Source organism: Bacillus sp. Bvel1, assembly GCF_014872755.1.
Lineage (GTDB): Bacteria > Bacillota > Bacilli > Bacillales > Bacillaceae > Bacillus > Bacillus velezensis.
The window spans coordinates 1-19,873 of record NZ_JAAOBZ010000003.1 but is presented as its reverse complement, the minus strand read 5'-3'; the positions used below and the strand labels follow the sequence as shown (position 1 = coordinate 19,873).

The following is a 19,873-nucleotide window of genomic DNA, read 5'->3' as shown; positions in this document are numbered from 1 at the left end:
AGAAAAAGCCCGCCTCATAAAAGCGAGCTTCCCCTACAGGCAAGTGAAGATTACTTAACTTCTACAGAAGCGCCAACTTCTTCAAGTTTAGCTTTAAGCTCTTCAGCTTCTTCTTTCGCAATACCTTCTTTAAGTGGTTTTGGAGTGTTGTCAACAAGTTCTTTAGCTTCTTTCAAGCCAAGACCAGTGATTTCACGAACAACTTTGATAACTTTGATTTTCTGAGAACCTGCACCAGCAAGGATAAGGTCGAATTCGCTTTGCTCTTCAGCAGCGCCGCCAGCAGCAGCTCCGCCAGCTACAGCTACAGGAGCAGCAGCAGTTACGCCAAATTCTTCTTCGATTGCTTTTACTAGGTCGTTCAATTCAAGTACAGTTGCTTCTTTAACGGAAGCAATGATTTCTTCGATATTTAAAGCCATTTGAAATTCCTCCATTTGTTTTATTTTAGGGTAAAATCAGATTAAGCGCCTTGTTCTTCCTTTTGGTCTGCAACTGCTTTAGCTGCAAGTGCAAGGTTGCGAACTGGAGCTTGAAGTACGCTAAGCAACATAGAAAGTAAGCCATCGCGTGAAGGAAGTTCAGCAAGAGCTTTCACTTCTTCAACAGAAGATACTTTTCCTTCGATAACGCCCGCTTTGATTTCCAGAGCTTCGTGATTTTTCGCGAACTCGTTAAGAACTTTTGCCGGAGCGACAACATCTTCAGTACTGAATGCGATCGCATTCGGTCCAGTTAAGACATCATTCAAACCATCAAGTTCAGCTTGTTCAACCGCACGGCGAGTCATTGTGTTTTTGTACACTTTGAACTCTACGTTAGCTTCGCGAAGCTGTTTACGGAGTTCAGTTACTTCAGAAACGTTAAGTCCGCGGTAGTCAACGATGATCGTTGATTTGCTTTCTTTCAGTTTAGAAGCAATCTCTTCAACAACAACTTTTTTTGTATCAATTGCGCTGCTCATGGTTACACCTCCTGTAGATTTTGTGTAACACTTATACCGCTAGGTGATCACGACTGTGACGACGATTTCATATAAAAAGCCTCCATGTGGACATGGAGGCTGTATATACAAGCATACGTAACGTAATAGCTGTGATATATATACACCTCGGCAGGATATTAAGCCTCAACGGCCCCTGCTGTCTACGGTATAAATGACATATTATATTTTACAACATTTTGAATCATATCAGAATGCTGATCTAAAGTCAAATATTATTTTACGTTGAAAGTAGAAGCGTCTACTTTGACACCAGGGCCCATAGTAGAAGTAACGGCAACGTTTTTCACGTAAACACCTTTAGCCGCAGCCGGTTTTGCTTTCAGGATTGTATCATACATTGTTGTGAAGTTCTCAACAAGTTTTTCATCCTCGAAAGAAACTTTTCCGATCGGAACATGGATGTTACCAGCTTTGTCAACGCGGTATTCTACTTTACCAGCTTTGATTTCGCCGATTGCTTTTTCTACTTCGAATGTAACAGTTCCTGTTTTAGGGTTTGGCATAAGACCTTTTGGTCCAAGCACACGGCCGATTTTACCGACTTCACCCATCATGTCAGGAGTCGCAACGATTACATCGAATTCGAACCAGCCTTGCTGGATTTTCGCAATGTAATCAGAATCGCCGACGTAGTCTGCACCGGCAGCTTCAGCTTCTTTTGCTTTTTCGCCTTTAGCGAATACAAGCACGCGCTGAGTTTTACCAGTTCCGTTAGGAAGTACAACTGCACCGCGGATTTGCTGATCGTTTTTACGAGGGTCAACCCCTAAACGAAAAGCAACTTCAACTGTAGCGTCGAATTTAGCTGTGTTTGTTTTTTTAGTAAGCGCCACTGCTTCAGCGACGTCGTAAGCTTTCGCACGGTCTACAAGCTTCGCAGCTTCAACGTACTTTTTACCTTTTTTAGCCATTTTAAAATTTCCTCCTTATGTGGTTATAGCGGAATAACCTCCCACGAATAAGGGTTGCGAACTTGTGAAAACTCGCAACCCGACAAGAAACAAATTAATCCTCGATAACGATACCCATACTGCGGGCAGTACCTTCAACCATGCGCATTGCCGCTTCAACGTCTGCTGCGTTTAAGTCAGGCATTTTCGTTTCAGCGATTTCGCGAACCTTATCGCGCTTAACGGTTGCCACTTTATTACGGTTTGGTTCACCAGAACCAGACTCAATTCCAGCTGCTTTTTTAAGCAATACTGCAGCAGGCGGAGTTTTTGTAATAAATGTAAATGAACGGTCTTCGTAAACCGAAATTTCAACAGGAATGATTAAACCAGCTTGGTCAGCTGTACGAGCGTTAAACTCCTTACAGAATCCCATGATATTTACACCGGCTTGACCTAGTGCAGGTCCAACTGGCGGCGCTGGGTTAGCTTTTCCAGCAGGAATTTGCAATTTTACAACTTTTACTACTTTTTTAGCCACGAGACACACCTCCTTAAGTCCGTGATGTGGTAATAGGGTAAACCCTCCCACTCAAGGTTTCATTCTTTATATGAATGACGAAATATCAAGCTAGCTGCCTTGGATTAGTCCAAGACGTACCTTTGCTATATTATCATTAATATATAGCAATTTCAAGTTTTTTCACATTACAATTTGTCGATCTGGGTAAATTCCAGCTCAACCGGCGTTTCACGGCCGAACATGTTAACGAATACTTTCACTTTGCTCTTATCATAATCAATCTCTTCAATTGATCCTGTAAAGTTGGCGAAAGGTCCGTCTATGACTTTGACTGTCTCATTCAATTCAAAATCAATGTCGGTTTTCCGCTCATCCATGCCCATCCGCTTTAAGATGGTTTCTGCTTCGCCAGGAAGAAGCGGAGTCGGCTTTGAGCCTGAACCGGCTGATCCGACGAATCCGGTAACGCCCGGCGTGTTGCGGACCACATACCAGGAATCATCAGTCATGACGATTTCAACAAGCACATAACCCGGGAACACTTTCTTTTTGACTACTTTTTTCTTGCCGTTCTTAATATCAGTCTCTTCCTCTTCAGGGACGACAACGCGGAAAATTTTATCCTGCATTCCCATTGATTCCACACGTTTTTCAAGGTTCGCTTTTACTTTGTTTTCATAACCGGAATACGTATGAACAACATACCAATTCTTTTCCATTCTATCAGGACTCTGCAGTCCTTCCCTCCCCGCATTTAAAAATGAAGTGTAAAACAAAAAATAGGCTCAGAGCCTATGAATCCTTTTTTCAACACAATAAAAAACCCGCTGAACGGGTTTTGGCAAACGATATTATGATCTATTATAGCACGTATTGCTGATCATTATTCAACTATTAAACGAATTAATTGAGAAATTCCTGTATCAAGGAGGGCAAAAAAGATAACAAAAAAGATAACCGTTGAAATCACCGTGATCGTATAGCGCGTTAACTCTTTGCCTTTAGGCCAGCTAACCTTTTTCATTTCTTTCCCAACATCTTTAAAGAAACTCATCATGCGCATGTAAAAGACCTCCACAATTTAAAAAGCGAACACTATTTTGTTTCTAAATGAGCTGTATGTGAATTGCAAGTGCTGCAGTACTTCTTAACTTCTAACCGCTCAGCCGCTGATGCAGAGCTTTTCATTGTCGTATAATTACGATTTCCGCATGTTTTGCATGCCAGCGTAATCTTTTTTCTCATGTCGTTACACCTTTTCCTAAACAATCATTTATCTTAATAAAATAGCACAGTCAGAAAAATTCTGTCAATATGACACAGAAACCCGCTACAGACTGATTTCTCTTATTTCCAAATACTTTTCAAGCTTGCGCTTCACGCGCTGCAGGGCATTATCGATTGATTTTACGTGTCGGTTTAAATCATCTGAAATTTCCTGGTAACTTCTTCCGTCCAAGTACAGAACAAGCACCTTTCTCTCCAGATCGCTCAGCAGTTCTCCCATTTTCATTTCGATATCATCAAATTCTTCCTGATTAATAATCATCTCTTCAGGATTTAACGTTTTAGCGCCTGAAATGACATCAAGCAGTGTTCTGTCAGATTCTTCATCAAAAATAGGTTTGTCTAAAGAAACATAGGAATTTAAAGGAATGTGTTTCTGACGGGTAGCTGTCTTTATTGCGGTAATAATCTGGCGGGTAATGCATAATTCTGCAAAAGCTTTAAATGAAGTAAGCTTGTCCTCTCTAAAGTCTCGGATAGACTTATATAAGCCTATCATCCCTTCCTGTACAATATCTTCTCTGTCGGCCCCTATTAAAAAATAAGACCTTGCTTTCGCCCGTACAAAATTACGGTACTTCGTAATCAAGTAATCTAACGCATCACTATCCCCAACATGAACCTTTTCAATGACCTGCTCGTCCTCCAACTGGCAAAATTGCACTTTGTTGAACTTTCCCTTGCTGTTCTGTAGATTCACTGCGATCCCCCCGGCGCACGTAGATAGAAATATTATACATTAATGGGCGAAAAAGCGTCAACCTAATCCAGACCGCCTCGGCGCCACTTTTCAAACGTTTTCAAAACCTCTTCGGACAGCTCGATTTTACCCGGTGGTTTTTCAGAAGTGATCTTTGAAACCCGCCTTTGAATCCGCCGTTCTATCGTATCCACTTCCCTCAGAAGCTCCCGGGCGGATTTGCGGAGAGCCCCTTGTCCGAAAATCGCCCACTGCTCCGTATAATCGGAGGTTGCGACATGAATCTGTGTCGCAATATTATTCAGCGCCTGGGCAAGTTTCTCGATCCGCTCATCCGCCGTCTCATTCTCCCGTGTAAAAATCACTTCGACTCTGTGATTCGTTTGTTTTTTCTCTATGCCTTTTACCAGATGTGCGTCAAACACCACAATGACTCTGATTCCCGTGTAGGACTGATATTCCGCCATCTTCTGGATCAGTACATCTCTCGCTTCTTCAAAACTGTTCGCTTTTAAATCCTTTAGCTGCGGCCAAGCTCCAATCATGTTGTATCCGTCTACTAACAGGATGTCCATCTGTCTTTATTCCCCTAAAGGATTGCGCTTCCGGTAGACTTCATACATGAGAAGGCCGGCCGCTACCGACGCATTCAGAGACGTGACTTTTCCGGCCATCGGAAGTTTAATGAGAAAATCACATTTCTCTTTCACAAGCCGGCCCATTCCTCTGCCTTCGCTTCCGATAACGAGCGCCAAAGGCATCTTGCCGTCCATAGAGCGGTAGTCTTCCCGGGCGGATGCATCCGTTCCGACGACCCAAATCCCCCGCTCCTTCATTTCATCAAGTGTCCGGGCAAGGTTGGTCACCTTCACGACGGGAATGTGTTCAATCGCACCGGTCGAAGCTTTTGCGACCGTCGATGTCAGTCCGACCGCTCTGCGTTTCGGAATCACAATGCCGTGTGCACCGACAGCGTCAGCCGTTCTCATGATGGAACCGAGATTATGAGGGTCTTCCAGCTCGTCCAATATGAGAAAGAAAGGCTGTTCGTTTCTCTCTTCCGCTCTTTTATATAATTCGTCTAATTGTGCATATTCATATGCCGCCACCTGGGCGACAACACCCTGATGCTGCCCCTCCACCATCTGATCGAGTTTTTTCCTCGGTACAAATTGAATGGTGACGCCGCGCTTTTTAGCAAGCTCCATAACTTGCTGCGCCTGTCCTTTTACTGTGTTTTCCGCCATCCATAACTTATACAGCTTGCGATCTGACTTTAACGTCTCAATCACAGCGTTTTTTCCTATGACGTAATCATGTTGCTGACTCATTTGTTTTCCTCCCTGACGTCCCGACTTGTATAGCCTCAGCAATCAGCTGATTCAGTCTTTCTTCTCTTTTCTCAAGAAAAAGGTATCCGAGTAAAGCCTCAAAAGCTGTACTATGGCGGTACGTCTGTACATCTGTGTTTTTAGGCGTGGTCCCTGATTTCGCGTTTCTGCCTCTTCTCAGCACGGCTTCCTCTTCCTCCGTGAAAAAGGATTCGTCCTGAAGGCGGAACAATATGTCTGCCTGTGATTTTGCCGATACAATCCGGCTCGCCTTCTTATGAAGGTCATTCGGTTTCGTAAAGCCCTGCTTAAGCAGGTGATGCCGGACGTATATTTCAAAAATGGCATCACCCATATAAGCAAGCGCAAGACCGTTTAACTGCTTTGAATCTTTGATTTGTTCAAATTGAAGCATCCGCTTATTCTCCCCGCTTCCAGCGAGTTCCCTGGGCTGTATCTTCAAGAATGATATTCATGCTTTTCAGCTGATCGCGAATCTGGTCTGACAAAGCGAAATCGCGATTGCGGCGGGCTTCATTTCTCTTCTCAATCAACTCTTCAATCTCTTCGTCGACAAGCTCTTCTTCGCCGAGCGTAAGTCCGAGAACAGATCCGATTCTGTCAAACATGCTGATAAAGGCTTTAATGACGTGATCCGCCGTATTGTCTTCCTGCATGTAGTAATTGGCGAGCTTCGCCAGATCAAACCAAACGGAAATCGCATTCGCCGTATTAAAATCATCATCCATTGCTTCTTCAAACGCAGTGCGGTGCTCTTCGATTTTAGCGAGCCATTCCTCATCATTGTCAGTCAGATTCGTGCTGCTAATCAAACGATGGTTTAAATTACTGTATGCCGTCTTCAGGCGGTTAAACGCGTTTTTTGTTTTCTCAAGCAGCTCTTCCGAATAGTTGATCGGGTGGCGGTAATGAACGGACAGCATGAAAAATCTCAAAAGCTGCGGGTCATATTGCTTAATGATATCGTGCACCAAAACAAAGTTGCCGAGCGATTTTGACATTTTCTCATTATCGATATTGATATATCCGTTGTGAAGCCAGTATTTTGCGAATGTCTTGCCTGTTAATGCTTCAGATTGCGCGATTTCGTTTTCATGGTGCGGGAATGTCAGGTCCTGACCGCCGGCGTGAATATCGATTTCGTCACCCAAATACTTTTTCACCATTGCGGAGCATTCAATATGCCAGCCCGGGCGGCCTTTTCCCCAAGGGCTATCCCATGAAATTTCTCCGTCCTTAGCAGCTTTCCAAAGCGCAAAGTCCAGCGCATCCTCTTTCTTCTCGCCGACACGGATACGCGCGCCTGATCTGAGTTCATCAATTGATTGCTGAGATAGCTTGCCGTAGCCTTCGAAGGCCCTTGTTTTGAAATAGACGTCGCCTTCTGATTCATAAGCGTAGCCTTTTTTAATCAGCTCGCTGACAAATTCAATAATGGCGTCCATGTTTTCCATGACCCGGGGGTGAAGATCCGCTTTCCGGCATCCGAGGGCGCCCACGTCTTCAAAATACGCTTTAATGAACCGTTCAGAAACGGTCGGGACGTCCTCGCCGAGCTCGTTGGCCGCCTTAATCAGTTTGTCGTCAACATCGGTGAAATTCGATACGTATTGAACATCGTATCCTTTATACTCCAAATAGTTGCGTACGGTATCATACACAATCGCCGGACGGGCGTTTCCGATATGAATATAGTTGTATACAGTCGGCCCGCACACGTACATTTTTACTTTGCCTTCCTCAAGAGGAACGAATGTTTCCTTTTTCCGTGTCAATGTATTATAAAGTGTAATGGTCATTTTTGGTTGATCCTTTCTTTTTTATCTTCCAGTTCAGCCTGCAGTTCAAAAATCTGCTGCTCCAATGCTCTAAACCGGTCAGCAACCGGATCGGGCAAGTCTTGGTGATTGAGATCGCGTTTGATTTTTCTTCCGTTCTGAATGACGACTTTCCCCGGTATGCCGACAACGGTCGAAAAGTCGGGAACATCACGAAGCACAACGGAGCCGGCCCCTACTTTAGACCCCTGCCCGACCGTAATAGAGCCGAGCACCTTCGCTCCGGTTGCAATTAAAGCATCATCTTTTATGGTCGGATGCCGCTTCCCCTTTTCTTTTCCCGTTCCCCCGAGAGTGACACCTTGGAATACCGTCACGTTATTGCCGATTTCACATGTTTCCCCTATGACGACCCCCATACCGTGGTCAATGAAAAACCTTCTCCCGATGGTCGCGCCGGGATGGATTTCAATTCCGGTAAAGAAACGGGCAATCTGTGATATCAGGCGCGCCAGGAAGAAAAATCTCCGTTTATATAAAGCATGTGCAATCCGATGCGCCCATATAGCATGTAAACCAGAATAAGTTAAAACAACTTCGAAATAGCTTCTTGCTGCCGGATCTTGATCGAACACTGTATCTATGTCTTCTTTTAGCATTTTAAAAAACACATGCTTCCCCCCATTCTCTCCCCGCTCCAGTCTGTTTTTCCGCCTATAAAAAAAAGCGCCTCTGCATGTAGACATGACAGAGACGCTTTTACCGCGCGGTTCCACTCTGTTTGAAAAACAAGTCACTGTTTTCCCAACTTAAAAGCCGGTAACGGCGGCGGCCGCCTTTAAATACTGATTTCCGCAGAAATGTTCTTCAAAGGTCTTAAGGGCGCACTTCTAAAACATGACGCATGAATCTCTCTCAGCCGATGAAGATTCTTTCTGTAATGGTCATTGTTTTATACTCTTCCCTGTCAACAATCGTATATTTAAATGCTTTTCAGGCGTCTGACGGCTGTTTCTCTGCCGATCAGCTCAATGGCCTGCGGAAGCTCCGGACCGTGTGTCTGACCGGTAACCGCTACACGAATCGGCATGAACAGCTTTTTGCCTTTATGGCCTGTTTCTTTCTGAACAGCTTTGATTGAGGCTTTGATCAGCTCAGGCGTAAATTCTTCAAGCTCTTCAAGCTTCGCAGCAAATACGCTGAGCACTTCAGGCACCTGTTCTTCTTCCAGAACGGCTTTTGCCTCTTGATTATACTCGATCTCATCTTTAAAGAACAAATCAGTAAGCTCGACAATTTCAGCGCCGTAGCTCAATTGCTCATGGTAAAGAGAGATTAATTTACGAACCCATTCCTGTTCTTCGGCAGAAAGCTCAGTGCCGACTTTTCCTGCTTTTTGCAGGTGCGGCAGGGTCAGCTCAACCACTTGATCAAGATCCAGCGCTTTGACGTATTGGTTGTTGACCCATTTCAGTTTATGCATATCAAACAGAGCCGGTGACTTAGACAAACGATTTACATCAAAAATTTCAATGAATTGTTCTCTTGTGAAAAGCTCTTCTTCACCGACGGGAGACCAGCCGAGAAGTCCGATAAAGTTAAACAGCGCTTCAGGCAGGTAACCCAGCTCATCATACTGCTCAATAAACTGGATAATTGATTCATCACGTTTACTTAATTTTTTGCGGCTTTCGTTTACGATAAGCGTCATATGTCCGAAGACAGGAATATCCCAGCCGAATGCCTGGAAAATCATGATCTGTTTCGGTGTATTTGAAATGTGATCCTCACCGCGGAGCACGTGCGTCATTTTCATTAAGTAATCGTCAATCGCGACGGCAAAGTTATACGTCGGTGTTCCGTCTTTTTTGACGATGACAAAGTCGCCGATGCCGTCTGATTCAAAAGAAATCTCGCCTTTTACGATATCGTTAAATGCGATGATTTTCCCTTCCGGCACGCGGAAACGGATGCTCGGCTGTCTGCCTTCGGCTAAAAACTGCTCCTGCTCTTCCTGAGTCAGGTTTCTGTGTTTGCCGGAATAGCGCGGCATTTCCCCGCGGGCGATTTGCTCTTCACGTTCTTTTTCAAGTTCTTCTTCCGTACAGAAACATTTATAAGCAAGCCCTTTTTCAAGAAGCTCTTCATAGTACTCTTTGTAAATGTCGTTACGCTCAGACTGGCGGTACGGGCCGTATTCTCCGCCGACATCCACACTTTCATCCCAGTCCATGCCGAGCCATTTCAAATAGTTAAGCTGACTTTGCTCTCCGCCTTCAATATTTCGCTTTTTGTCCGTATCCTCAATCCGGATAATAAACTTTCCGCCTTGGCTGCGGGCAAATAAATAGTTAAAAAGCGCCGTTCTGGCGTTACCGATATGCAAATGTCCGGTCGGACTCGGTGCATAACGAACGCGTACTTCATTTCCCATGTTCAAATACTTCCTTTCATCTCGTCTGTAGCCTCTAGCCGAATATATGTATCTATTCTACCACCAAATAGACCCGGCATCAAAACAATGATCAGGCTTTTTGAATCAGAACGGTTGCCTGAGCGGCAATTCCTTCGGCTCTTCCGGTAAACCCGAGCTTTTCAGTCGTCGTCGCTTTTACGTTTACTTGAGAGACGTCCGCCTCAAGGCCTTCCGCTATCCGTTTTCTCATAGCATCAATATGCGGCGCCATTTTCGGCTTTTGCGCAATAATCGTGCAGTCTATATTTCCGAGTACGTACCCTTTTTCTTTTACAATGTTCCAGACATGCTGAAGCAGCTTAAAAGAATCAGCATCCTTGAATTCCGGATCAGTATCCGGGAAATGCTTGCCGATATCTCCTTCACCTGCCGCTCCGAGACACGCGTCTGCGACTGTATGCAGCAATACATCAGCATCTGAATGTCCGAGCAGTCCCTTTTCATAAGGAATTTCAATTCCGCCGATGATGAGCGGACGGCCTTCCGTTAATTGATGCACATCAAATCCTTGTCCGATTCTAAACATTATGATTCCCACTTTCCGCTTTCATGATTGCTTCCGCAAATATCAGGTCATCCGGCGTTGTCAGCTTAATATTGGTATAGCTGCCTTCAACGATACTCACCTGATATCCATCAAGACGCTCGACGAGGCTGGCGTCATCCGTACCTAAGAAGCCTTTGTTTTCCGCTTCCATATGCGCCGTCTTCAATAAAGAAAGACGAAAAGCTTGCGGCGTTTGAACGGCCCACAAGCTTGAACGATCAAAGGTCTCCGCAGCCCGGGAGCCTTCCGCCCGTTTTATCGTGTCTTTCACAGGAACAGCCAGGACAGCCGCTCCCGCCTCCTCTGCTGTTTCAACGAGCTTATCGATATGCTGATGTGTGACAAACGGGCGCGCTCCGTCATGAACAAGGACGACCGATTCCTTATCAATCACTTTCAGTCCTTCGTATACACTGTGCTGACGCTCCGCACCTCCGGTAACAAGCTCAATTTCCGTCTGAATCGGAAATTGGGCCAGCAGCTGGCGAAAATCTTCCCGTTCACTCTCGTTTATCACCAGGATTATTTTCTGACAGGGTGCGTGGCTTTCAAAAACCCGCAGTGTGTGTATAATAACGGGCGCACCTTTTAAGCTGATGAACAGCTTATTTTTCCCGGCCTTCATCCGTTTTCCTTGTCCGGCAGCCGGAATAACGACAACATACTCCATATGAACTCCCTCTTAAAGAGCTTTCTCAAGCAGCTTGGGCTTGGCAAAAATCATTCGTCCCGCCGCTGTCTGCAGTACGCTGGTTACGAGCACATCAATATGTTTCCCTATATAATTGCGGCCTTCTTCCACAACAATCATTGTGCCGTCATCTAAGTAAGCCACACCTTGATTATGCTCTTTCCCGTCCTTAATCACCTGCACATTCATCTCTTCGCCCGGAAGCACAACCGGCTTCACCGCGTTTGCAAGGTCATTAATATTCAGTACCGCAACCTTTTGAAGCTCGCATACTTTATTTAAATTAAAATCATTCGTCACAACGACACCGGATGTCAGCTTCGCAAGTTTGACAAGCTTGCTGTCAACCTCCTGAATGTCTTCGAAGTCGCCTTCATAAATTTCAACCGTAATATCCAGTTCCTTTTGAATGCGATTCAAGATATCCAGTCCGCGGCGTCCTCTGTTACGTTTTAAAACATCTGAAGAATCAGCGATATGCTGTAATTCCTCCAGCACAAATTGAGGAATGACAATGACGCCTTCTAAAAAGCCCGTCTGACAAATATCTGCAATTCTCCCATCAATAATAACACTTGTATCCAAGATTTTCAGCCTTTTATCCTGTTCTTCCTGCTCCTCATCAGCACTTCCCTTTTTCTTCTGCATTCTTGCAGAAATGGAGAAAAGACTGATCAGTTCATCCTTTTTCTTAAATCCGACTTGGAAGCCCAGATAACCGAGAAAGAAAGCCAGAAAGACCGGAATGATGGTGCTGAATATACGGTACGGAATATTGTCCAGCGGAATCACGTTTACAATGAGATATGCGATGATAAGTCCAAAAACCAATCCGAGACTCCCGAATAACAGATCCGGCACCGGAGCTCTCAGCAAAGAATCTTCAATCCATTTTACCCAATTAATCACATATTCTGTCGTCCATATACTGATGAGAAAAAAGATAATAGCACCAATTGCAGCAGACGTATATGCGTTTGTTATTAAAGGTATGTCCTGTATATTTGACAGCACAAACAATTCAGGTATTAAAAAGATACCGACAACGCCGCCCACAATAATGAAGAACGCCTGAACTATTCGTTTTAACATACCTCCACCTCCTTTTAAGTAGCATTTTTTCAGCAGACTGTCAGAGCCTACAAATTCAGAATAAACAAAAACTAACAATAATATACCCGGATTCCGACAGGTTTAAGCGATACTTAAAGCTGTCTATCTATATAGTGTTTTTCCTGAAGGCGTTTTAAGCCTTTTTTGATTTTTTGGGCGCGCACTTCGCCGATACCCTCGACATCATCAAGCTCTTCTACAGTGGCTTCCGTTATGCTTGGCAAAAATCCGAACGCCTCAACCACATTTTCAACAATCGGCATCGGCAGACGCGGAATTTTGTTCAGCAGCCTGTAGCCTCTCGGGAGCACATAATCATCAAGATTCGTAGAAGCCGGGTATCCAAGCAGTTTAAACAGAATGGAATCATCCAGCAGATCATAGCTGGACATATCCTGGAGCTCTTTTAACAGCACGAACGGATCTTTGATTTTTTCTTTGACATAGTCTTTGATGAAAAGTGCCGCCTCTTCTTCCATGTCCGTAATCAGTTCAATCACCTGCAGACGGATTAAGTGACCTTCCGTTCCGAGTTCTTTAATATACATATTGATTTCATTTTTTATTCGGAGCACCATTTCATACCGATGCATGACAGACAGCACGTCACTGAATGTCACAAGCTCCTCAAACTCTAATGCGTTTAGAGCCGTAATTGTTTTGTCTAAAATGGTTTTATACTTCTCGAGCGTTTGAATGGCCTGATTTGCCTTTGTTAAAATAAAACCTATGTCCTTTAGTGTGTACTTCATGCTGTCCTGATATAACGTAATGACATTTCTGCGCTCAGAAATGGCGATGACGAGACAGCCGGTCTGCTTCGCCACCCGTTCCGCCGTACGGTGCCTCATTCCCGTTTCTGAAGAAGAAATGGTCGCCTCCGGCATAAGCTGCGTATTCGCATAAAGAATTTTCTGGCCGGAATCACTTAAAATAATGGCACCGTCCATTTTGGCCAGCTCGTATAAGTGAGCGGGCGCAAATGATGTATTAATATGAAAACCGCCATCCACGACTTGCTTTACCTTATCATTGTATCCGACAACAATCAGGCCGCCTGTATTTGCCCGAAGTACATTCTCTATCCCGGCTCTGAGCGGGGTGCCCGGTGCAACGAACTGCAGAATTGCAGACAGGTCAAGCTCTTGTTTCGCCCCTTTTTTCTCTTTTTCCATCTATTATGATCCTCCTAATGAAGTACGAAGCGCTTCTGCAACATTTGCTACTCCGACAACCTCAATCCCTTTTGGTATTGTCCACCCGTCTGCATTCGCCTCAGGTATGATCATGCGCTTGAAGCCGAGTTTCGCCGCTTCTTTTACGCGCTGTTCGATTCTTGACACCCTGCGGACTTCTCCTGTCAGTCCCACTTCACCGATAAAGCAATCTGCGGGATTCGGCGGTGTATCTCTGAAGCTTGAGGCAATGCTGACGGCTACTGCCAAATCAATCGCCGGTTCATCCAGTTTGACCCCGCCGGCGACTTTTAAATATGCATCTTGATTTTGAAGCAAAAGACCCACACGCTTCTCAAGCACAGCCATAATTAACGATACCCTGTTGTGGTCAATGCCTGTAGCCATGCGGCGCGGGTTTCCAAAACTGGTCGGTGATATGAGCGCCTGGATTTCAACCAGAATCGGTCTCGTTCCTTCCATTGACGCAACGATACTCGAACCCGATGCCCCGGCAGAACGCTCTTCCAAGAAAATTTCAGAAGGGTTGAGCACTTCCGTAAGCCCCTCTTCCCGCATTTCAAAGATGCCCATTTCATTTGTTGAGCCGAAACGGTTTTTTACGGCCCGCAAAATACGGAATGTATGATGCCGCTCTCCTTCAAAGTATAGAACGGTATCGACCATGTGCTCAAGCAATCTCGGCCCTGCGATCGATCCTTCTTTTGTGACGTGTCCGACGATAAAAATAGGTATGCCGTTTGTTTTCGCGATTTTCATCAATTCGGCCGTACACTCTCTTACTTGTGATACACTGCCGGGAGCTGAGGTGATATCACTTTGGTAAACGGTCTGAATGGAGTCTACGACAACAAATGCGGGTTTCATCTCTTGTATAGCAGACGAAATATACTCCATATCGGTTTCAGATAAAACATGTAACATTTGGCTGTTGATTCCAAGTCTGTCGGCGCGCAGCTTCGTTTGCTTCACGGATTCTTCCCCTGAAATGTAAAGCACGCTGCCGGCCGTATCTGCTAATTGTGCGGATACTTGGAGAAGGAGCGTTGATTTTCCGATCCCGGGATCGCCGCCGATCAATACTAACGAGCCTTTCACAACGCCGCCGCCAAGCACTCTGTTGAATTCTTCGAGCTTTGTTTGAACGCGGGGTTCTTCTGATGTTTCAATTGATGTAATGGGTGATGGTTTCTGGACGGTTTGAACGGAGTGGGAGAAAGCCGCCCGCCGATTCGCCGGCGCTTTTTTTATGGTTTCTTCCACCATTGTATTCCAAGCCCCGCAGCCCGGGCACTTTCCCATCCATTTTGCGGATTCATAACCGCATGAGTGGCAGATGAATTTTGTTTTTGATTTAGCCATATATGTTGTAAGACCTCTTCCTTATCGAATATTTCTCTATATAACAAAGTGAGGCATACACTCGCTTACGTATGCCTCATGTTTGTCACTATATTAGTTCGTTTTAGCAGTTGTTTTTACGACAAATTCGCCGTCCTCAACATCAAGAACAATGTGCTGGCCTTTATCAATATTGCCTCTGAGGAGTTCTTCTGATAACCGGTCCTCCACATGCTTTTGAATCGCTCTTCTTAACGGACGTGCGCCGTATTCCAAATCGACGCCCTCTTCTGCTACTTTTGCTTTGGCAGCATCCGTCAGCTCGATAGAGAGATCTTGTTCTTTCAGACGTTTTGTTAACTGATCAGACATAAGCGACACGATGTCTGTAAGATGTTTTTTCTCAAGGGAGTGGAAGACGATAATTTCGTCAATCCGGTTGATAAACTCAGGTCTGAAGGCACGCTTCAACTCTCCCATGACTTTGTCTTTCATGTCTTTATGGTTTTGTGATTCATCCTGGACATTGAAGCCTACATATTTGTTGCGCTTCAGCTCGCTCGCCCCGACGTTTGACGTCATAATCAGGATCGTGTTGCGGAAATCCACAGTGCGTCCTTTTGAATCAGTCAAGCGTCCGTCTTCAAGCACTTGCAGGAGAATGTTAAACACATCAGGGTGTGCTTTTTCAATTTCATCAAGCAATACGACAGAGTAAGGTTTTCTTCTCACTTTTTCTGTCAGCTGGCCGCCTTCATCATAGCCGACATATCCCGGAGGAGAACCGACAAGACGTGAAGTCGAGTGTTTCTCCATGTATTCGGACATATCCACTCTGATCATCGCTTCCTCATCACCGAAAATGGATTCCGCCAGCGCTCTTGCCAGCTCTGTCTTCCCAACGCCTGTAGGGCCTAAGAAGATGAATGAACCAATCGGACGTTTCGGGTCCTTCAGTCCGGCTCTTGCACGTCTGACAGCCTTTGCCACGGCTACAACGGCTTCATCCTGGCCGATGACGCGGGAATGCAGAATGCTTTCCATATTGAGAAGCTTATCTGTTTCCGTTTGGGCAATTTTAGATACGGGCACCCCGGTCCAGCTGGATACAACCATCGCGATATCCTCTACAGAAACTTCGGAGTTCTCCTGGCCTTGTTTTTCTTTCCAGGTTTTTTTCGTGTCTTCCACCTGTTCTCTCAGGCGCTGCTCCGTATCACGAAGGGAAGCCGCTTTTTCAAACTCCTGGCTCTGAACGGCAGCGTCTTTTTCCTTGCGAACTTCATCGAGTTTCTGCTCAAGCTCTTTTAAGTTCGGAGGCGTTGTGAAAGAACGGAGACGCACTTTTGAACCGGCTTCATCAATTAAATCGATCGCTTTATCCGGAAGGAAGCGGTCAGAAATATAACGGTCGGACAATTTAACCGCGGCTTCGATCGCTTCATCGGTAATGGATACGCGGTGATGCGCTTCATAGCGGTCACGGAGCCCTTTTAAAATTTGAATGCTTTCATCGGCTGACGGCTGATCCACCTGAATCGGCTGGAAACGGCGCTCGAGAGCCGCGTCTTTTTCGATATATTTACGGTATTCATCAAGCGTTGTGGCACCGATGCATTGAAGCTCTCCGCGGGCCAGTGAAGGTTTTAAGATATTCGATGCGTCAATCGCACCTTCTGCTCCCCCCGCTCCGATCAGTGTATGCAGTTCGTCAATGAATAAAATAATATTGCCGGCCTGACGTATTTCATCCATTACTTTTTTCAAGCGGTCTTCAAATTCTCCGCGGTATTTCGTACCGGCTACAACCGTACCCATGTCTAACGTCATTACGCGTTTATCACGTAAAATTTCCGGCACTTCATTATTGATGATCTGCTGTGCGAGGCCTTCAGCAATCGCAGTTTTACCTACACCCGGTTCTCCGATAAGAACGGGATTATTTTTCGTTCTGCGGCTTAATACCTCAATAACACGCTGAATTTCTTTGCTTCGCCCGATAACCGGATCAAGACTGTCTTCCTTCGCAATCGCAGTTAAATCACGCGCCAGACTGTCAAGCGTCGGCGTGTTTGCATTGCTGTTGGTACCGGATGCAGAAGACCCCGTCTCATTGCTTCCCAGAAGCTGCAGCACTTGCTGTCTCGCTTTATTCAAGCTGACACCGAGATTATTCAGAACTCTCGCCGCCACGCCTTCTCCTTCACGGATCAATCCGAGAAGTATGTGTTCTGTTCCCACATAAGAATGTCCTAGCTTTCTGGCTTCATCCATGCTGAGCTCAATGACTTTTTTTGCTCTTGGCGTATAATGAATCGTTTGAGACATTTCCTGTCCCCGTCCGATTAAGCTCTCCACTTCTTTCTGAATTTTATCCGAACCGAGTCCGAGTGCTTGGAGTGCTTTAGCCGCAATCCCTTCTCCTTCACGAACCAGACCTAATAAGATATGTTCAGTTCCAATATTGTTATGGCCTAAGCGCAGTGCTTCCTCCTGTGCCAGTGCCAATACCTTTTGAGCTCGCTCTGTAAACCTTCCAAACATCATATCGAATCATCCTCCTGTCTATTTGCACTCATTTCTAAATGCAGCCTTTCCCTGATAAGCGCCGCTCTTCTCGCGTCTCTTTCGTTCGGCCGTAATGCACCGCCCGAATATTGCTGGAGAAAACCCGGCTGTGTCAAAATCATCAGTTCATTAAGTATATTGCTTGATAGCCCTTTGATGATCCCAAGGTCTATCCCCAGCCGAACGTCAGAAAGGCATTTCGCCGTTTCCTTTGATTCAATCATACGGCAGTTGGATAAAACGCCGTAAGATCTGAATACCCGGTCCTCCAATTCAATTTTCGAAGTTTGGTAAAGCGCTTCTCGGGCTGAACGTTCCTGCTCAATCAGCTGGGCAGCCACACTGTTTAAATCATCTACAATGTCCTGTTCTGATTTTCCGAGTGTGATTTGATTTGAAATTTGAAAGATATTTCCTAATGCTTCGCTGCCTTCACCGTAAATTCCTCTAACAACTAAGCCTAATTGGTTAATTGCCGGGATAATTCGATTCATTTGCCTAGTTAATACAAGGCCCGGCAAATGCATCATGACTGAAGCCCTTAGTCCCGTCCCTACATTTGTAGGACAGCTTGTTAAGTACCCTCTCTTCTCTCCAAAGGCGTAATCCACTTTCTCCTCAATCCAGTCATCAACCTGGTTTGCCGCTTTTATGGCATTGAGAAGCTGGAAGCCGGGGAAGAGGCATTGAATTCTGATATGATCTTCTTCATTTAACATAATGCTGACTTCTTCATTTTCAGAAAGCAGACAGCCGCCAAAAGGAGATTCCGTTAAATTCGGGCTGATCAGATGTTTCTCCATCAGCACCCGTTTTTCCAAAGGCTGAGCTTCACTCATTCTGATTAAATGAAATTGACCGATATCAGGCAGTTCCTTACCTGAAAAATGATCTTCGAATTGCTGAATGATGGATGAGGCTTCTTCATTCGTATACCGGGCGGGAAACTTTATATTTTCAAAGTTTCGGGCCAACCGTATACGGCTGCTGAGTACAATGTCACTTTCAGGTCCCTTTTGCTTCATCCAATTGCTTAGTGCGTCCTGAATAAAATGCTTGAGCGACATTACCCTTGTTCCCCCTCACTGTCTGTACTTTTTAATTCCTGCTCTAACGATCGGATCTGATCCCTGACCTCCGCTGCTCTTTCAAACTCTTCGTGGTGTATTAAAGATTCAAGTTCTTTTTTTAACATTTCCATTTGCCGTCTTACATGCAGGTTTCCGCCTATTCGTTTTGGAATTTTCCCGGCATGCACCGTATTCCCGCTGTGAACTTTTCGCAAGATCGGCGTAATTTGGCTGTAGAACGTATCGTAACATTCCGCACAGCCGAAACGCCCTGTTTTTCTCAGCTGCTGAAACGTCATACCGCATTTCTTGCAAGCTGTGCCTTGCTCTGAGTAGCCGAACATTTGAGAACCGGTGTTTTGAAATGAGGACTCCATATTCAGCAGTCCTGATAATAAATTATGAATCGAGAACCCTTGGTTTCCACTTATACTGTATGAATCGCTATTTTCTTTTGCACATTGTTCACAAATATGAACTTCTTGCTTTTCTCCATTAACAACTTTCGTAAAGTGAAAAGTGGCCGGTCTCTCATTGCATTCTTGACAAATCAATCTTTTCACCCGCTTACTTTAGTTTTAAAGATGTGAGCATTGCTTTCATCATTCTGGCTCTTAGTTCATCCCGTTCGGGCAAATCAATATATAGCACTGAACGATCCATTACACTCACCATCATTTTAGCTTCTCTTTCCGAAATAACTCCGTCCTCTAACAGTCTGAGAATAATGTCATCAGAGGCTGCCTGGGACAAGTGGGTATGAATCTGCGAAATAATATTATTGATGAGGACGACTTCGTTATTCATTTTAATTTTGATAATACGAATATAACCGCCGCCTCCCCGTTTACTTTCAACAATATATCCTCTTTCACTTGTAAATCTGGTGTTGATGACATAATTTATTTGGGAAGGAACACATTGAAATTTATCAGCGATTTCACTGCGTTTGATCTCTAAAATTTCTTTGCCATTTTGATCTAATACTTGTTTCAAGTACTGTTCAATGATGTCAGAAATATTATGTCCCACTCAACCCCCTCCTTTATTGACTTTGACTATATTTGACTTTAATCTTACTATAAGGTGTTTCGCAAAATTTTTCAACTGTATCGCTCTATCTCTATTATTTCCACTTTACACAAGCATAAAACCTGCTTTTGCAAAAAGCCATATCGTTACTTTTCTCATACTATATAACGTATGCAGAAAAACACAAAAAAGGCAGCTCATGATGAGCTGCCTTTACCGTAAATATAGCTTGGCGGCGTCCTACTCTCACAGGGGGAAACCCCCGACTACCATCGGCGCTGAAGAGCTTAACTTCCGTGTTCG

The 19,873-nt window shown here is 44.9% G+C and carries 23 protein-coding genes, 1 rRNA gene and 2 other annotated features; all 24 genes read right to left on the bottom strand.

The window, feature by feature from the left end:
- Window positions 1-50 precede the first annotated feature (50 nt).
- Window positions 51-422 (bottom strand): 50S ribosomal protein L7/L12, encoded by a 372-nt coding sequence (gene rplL, locus HAP68_RS00540; RefSeq protein WP_003156436.1) that lies wholly within the window; start codon window positions 420-422, stop codon window positions 51-53.
- 41 nt (window positions 423-463) lie between these two features.
- Window positions 464-964, bottom strand: a complete 501-nt coding sequence (rplJ, locus tag HAP68_RS00535) for a 50S ribosomal protein L10 (protein WP_003156433.1) — start codon at window positions 962-964, stop codon at window positions 464-466.
- A 63-nt stretch (window positions 965-1,027) separates the two neighbouring features.
- Window positions 1,028-1,170, bottom strand: a sequence feature (ribosomal protein L10 leader region).
- Window positions 1,171-1,218: 48 nt separating this feature from the next.
- Window positions 1,219-1,917 (bottom strand): 50S ribosomal protein L1, encoded by a 699-nt coding sequence (rplA, locus tag HAP68_RS00530; protein ID WP_003156431.1) that lies wholly within the window; start codon window positions 1,915-1,917, stop codon window positions 1,219-1,221.
- A 94-nt stretch (window positions 1,918-2,011) separates the two neighbouring features.
- Window positions 2,012-2,437: a 50S ribosomal protein L11 gene (gene rplK / locus HAP68_RS00525; RefSeq protein WP_003156430.1), complete on the bottom strand. Its 426-nt coding sequence runs from the start codon at window positions 2,435-2,437 to the stop codon at window positions 2,012-2,014.
- Window positions 2,438-2,604: 167 nt separating this feature from the next.
- On the bottom strand, window positions 2,605-3,138 hold the full coding sequence (gene nusG, locus HAP68_RS00520) for a transcription termination/antitermination protein NusG (RefSeq protein ID WP_003156423.1): 534 nt from the start codon (window positions 3,136-3,138) through the stop codon (window positions 2,605-2,607).
- A gap of 164 nt (window positions 3,139-3,302) precedes the next feature.
- Window positions 3,303-3,482, bottom strand: coding sequence for a preprotein translocase subunit SecE (secE, locus tag HAP68_RS00515; RefSeq protein WP_003156422.1), 180 nt, complete (start codon window positions 3,480-3,482; stop codon window positions 3,303-3,305).
- 32 nt (window positions 3,483-3,514) lie between these two features.
- Window positions 3,515-3,664, bottom strand: a complete 150-nt coding sequence (gene rpmG / locus HAP68_RS00510; protein WP_003156421.1) for a 50S ribosomal protein L33 — start codon at window positions 3,662-3,664, stop codon at window positions 3,515-3,517.
- Window positions 3,665-3,749: 85 nt separating this feature from the next.
- On the bottom strand, window positions 3,750-4,406 hold the full coding sequence (sigH, locus tag HAP68_RS00505; RefSeq protein ID WP_003156415.1) for an RNA polymerase sporulation sigma factor SigH: 657 nt from the start codon (window positions 4,404-4,406) through the stop codon (window positions 3,750-3,752).
- Between the two features lie 62 nt (window positions 4,407-4,468).
- On the bottom strand, window positions 4,469-4,981 hold the full coding sequence (gene rae1 / locus HAP68_RS00500; protein ID WP_003156414.1) for a ribosome-dependent mRNA decay endonuclease Rae1/YacP: 513 nt from the start codon (window positions 4,979-4,981) through the stop codon (window positions 4,469-4,471).
- A 6-nt stretch (window positions 4,982-4,987) separates the two neighbouring features.
- Window positions 4,988-5,737: a 23S rRNA (guanosine(2251)-2'-O)-methyltransferase RlmB gene (gene rlmB / locus HAP68_RS00495; RefSeq protein ID WP_003156413.1), complete on the bottom strand. Its 750-nt coding sequence runs from the start codon at window positions 5,735-5,737 to the stop codon at window positions 4,988-4,990.
- Window positions 5,721-6,152, bottom strand: coding sequence for a Mini-ribonuclease 3 (locus HAP68_RS00490; protein WP_003156412.1), 432 nt, complete (start codon window positions 6,150-6,152; stop codon window positions 5,721-5,723). Before HAP68_RS00490 ends, rlmB begins: the two co-directional genes overlap by 17 nt.
- Before the next feature lie 4 nt (window positions 6,153-6,156).
- The gene (cysS, locus tag HAP68_RS00485) at window positions 6,157-7,557 is read right to left on the bottom strand and encodes a cysteine--tRNA ligase (RefSeq protein WP_003156411.1); all 1,401 of its coding nucleotides are present in this window, start codon (window positions 7,555-7,557) and stop codon (window positions 6,157-6,159) included.
- Window positions 7,554-8,207 carry a serine O-acetyltransferase gene (gene cysE, locus HAP68_RS00480; protein WP_003156410.1) on the bottom strand — a complete coding sequence of 218 codons (654 nt, stop codon included), beginning with the start codon at window positions 8,205-8,207 and terminating at the stop codon, window positions 7,554-7,556. Before cysE ends, cysS begins: the two co-directional genes overlap by 4 nt.
- Before the next feature lie 75 nt (window positions 8,208-8,282).
- Window positions 8,283-8,516: a binding site (T-box leader), on the bottom strand.
- 2 nt (window positions 8,517-8,518) lie between these two features.
- Window positions 8,519-9,970: a glutamate--tRNA ligase gene (gene gltX, locus HAP68_RS00475; protein ID WP_015388783.1), complete on the bottom strand. Its 1,452-nt coding sequence runs from the start codon at window positions 9,968-9,970 to the stop codon at window positions 8,519-8,521.
- 91 nt (window positions 9,971-10,061) lie between these two features.
- On the bottom strand, window positions 10,062-10,538 hold the full coding sequence (gene ispF, locus HAP68_RS00470) for a 2-C-methyl-D-erythritol 2,4-cyclodiphosphate synthase (RefSeq protein WP_003156407.1): 477 nt from the start codon (window positions 10,536-10,538) through the stop codon (window positions 10,062-10,064).
- Window positions 10,531-11,229: a 2-C-methyl-D-erythritol 4-phosphate cytidylyltransferase gene (gene ispD / locus HAP68_RS00465; RefSeq protein ID WP_003156405.1), complete on the bottom strand. Its 699-nt coding sequence runs from the start codon at window positions 11,227-11,229 to the stop codon at window positions 10,531-10,533. The genes ispF and ispD overlap by 8 nt, the downstream gene beginning before the upstream one ends.
- Before the next feature lie 12 nt (window positions 11,230-11,241).
- Complete coding sequence (locus HAP68_RS00460) at window positions 11,242-12,342, bottom strand: PIN/TRAM domain-containing protein (RefSeq protein WP_003156403.1); 1,101 nt, start codon at window positions 12,340-12,342, stop codon at window positions 11,242-11,244.
- Window positions 12,343-12,455: 113 nt separating this feature from the next.
- A complete protein-coding gene (gene disA, locus HAP68_RS00455) occupies window positions 12,456-13,538 on the bottom strand; it encodes a DNA integrity scanning diadenylate cyclase DisA (RefSeq protein WP_003156401.1) in 1,083 nt (360 codons plus the stop codon).
- A 3-nt stretch (window positions 13,539-13,541) separates the two neighbouring features.
- Window positions 13,542-14,921, bottom strand: a complete 1,380-nt coding sequence (radA, locus tag HAP68_RS00450) for a DNA repair protein RadA (RefSeq protein ID WP_014304212.1) — start codon at window positions 14,919-14,921, stop codon at window positions 13,542-13,544.
- Between the two features lie 93 nt (window positions 14,922-15,014).
- The gene (gene clpC, locus HAP68_RS00445; RefSeq protein WP_007410388.1) at window positions 15,015-17,447 is read right to left on the bottom strand and encodes an ATP-dependent protease ATP-binding subunit ClpC; all 2,433 of its coding nucleotides are present in this window, start codon (window positions 17,445-17,447) and stop codon (window positions 15,015-15,017) included.
- Complete coding sequence (mcsB, locus tag HAP68_RS00440; protein ID WP_003156398.1) at window positions 17,444-18,535, bottom strand: protein-arginine kinase McsB; 1,092 nt, start codon at window positions 18,533-18,535, stop codon at window positions 17,444-17,446. Before mcsB ends, clpC begins: the two co-directional genes overlap by 4 nt.
- Window positions 18,535-19,092 (bottom strand): protein-arginine kinase activator protein McsA, encoded by a 558-nt coding sequence (mcsA, locus tag HAP68_RS00435; RefSeq protein ID WP_003156397.1) that lies wholly within the window; start codon window positions 19,090-19,092, stop codon window positions 18,535-18,537. Before mcsA ends, mcsB begins: the two co-directional genes overlap by 1 nt.
- Before the next feature lie 13 nt (window positions 19,093-19,105).
- Window positions 19,106-19,570: a transcriptional regulator CtsR gene (gene ctsR / locus HAP68_RS00430; protein WP_003156396.1), complete on the bottom strand. Its 465-nt coding sequence runs from the start codon at window positions 19,568-19,570 to the stop codon at window positions 19,106-19,108.
- A gap of 227 nt (window positions 19,571-19,797) precedes the next feature.
- Window positions 19,798-19,873: ribosomal RNA gene (gene rrf, locus HAP68_RS19730) — 5S ribosomal RNA — on the bottom strand; the annotation flags it as partial.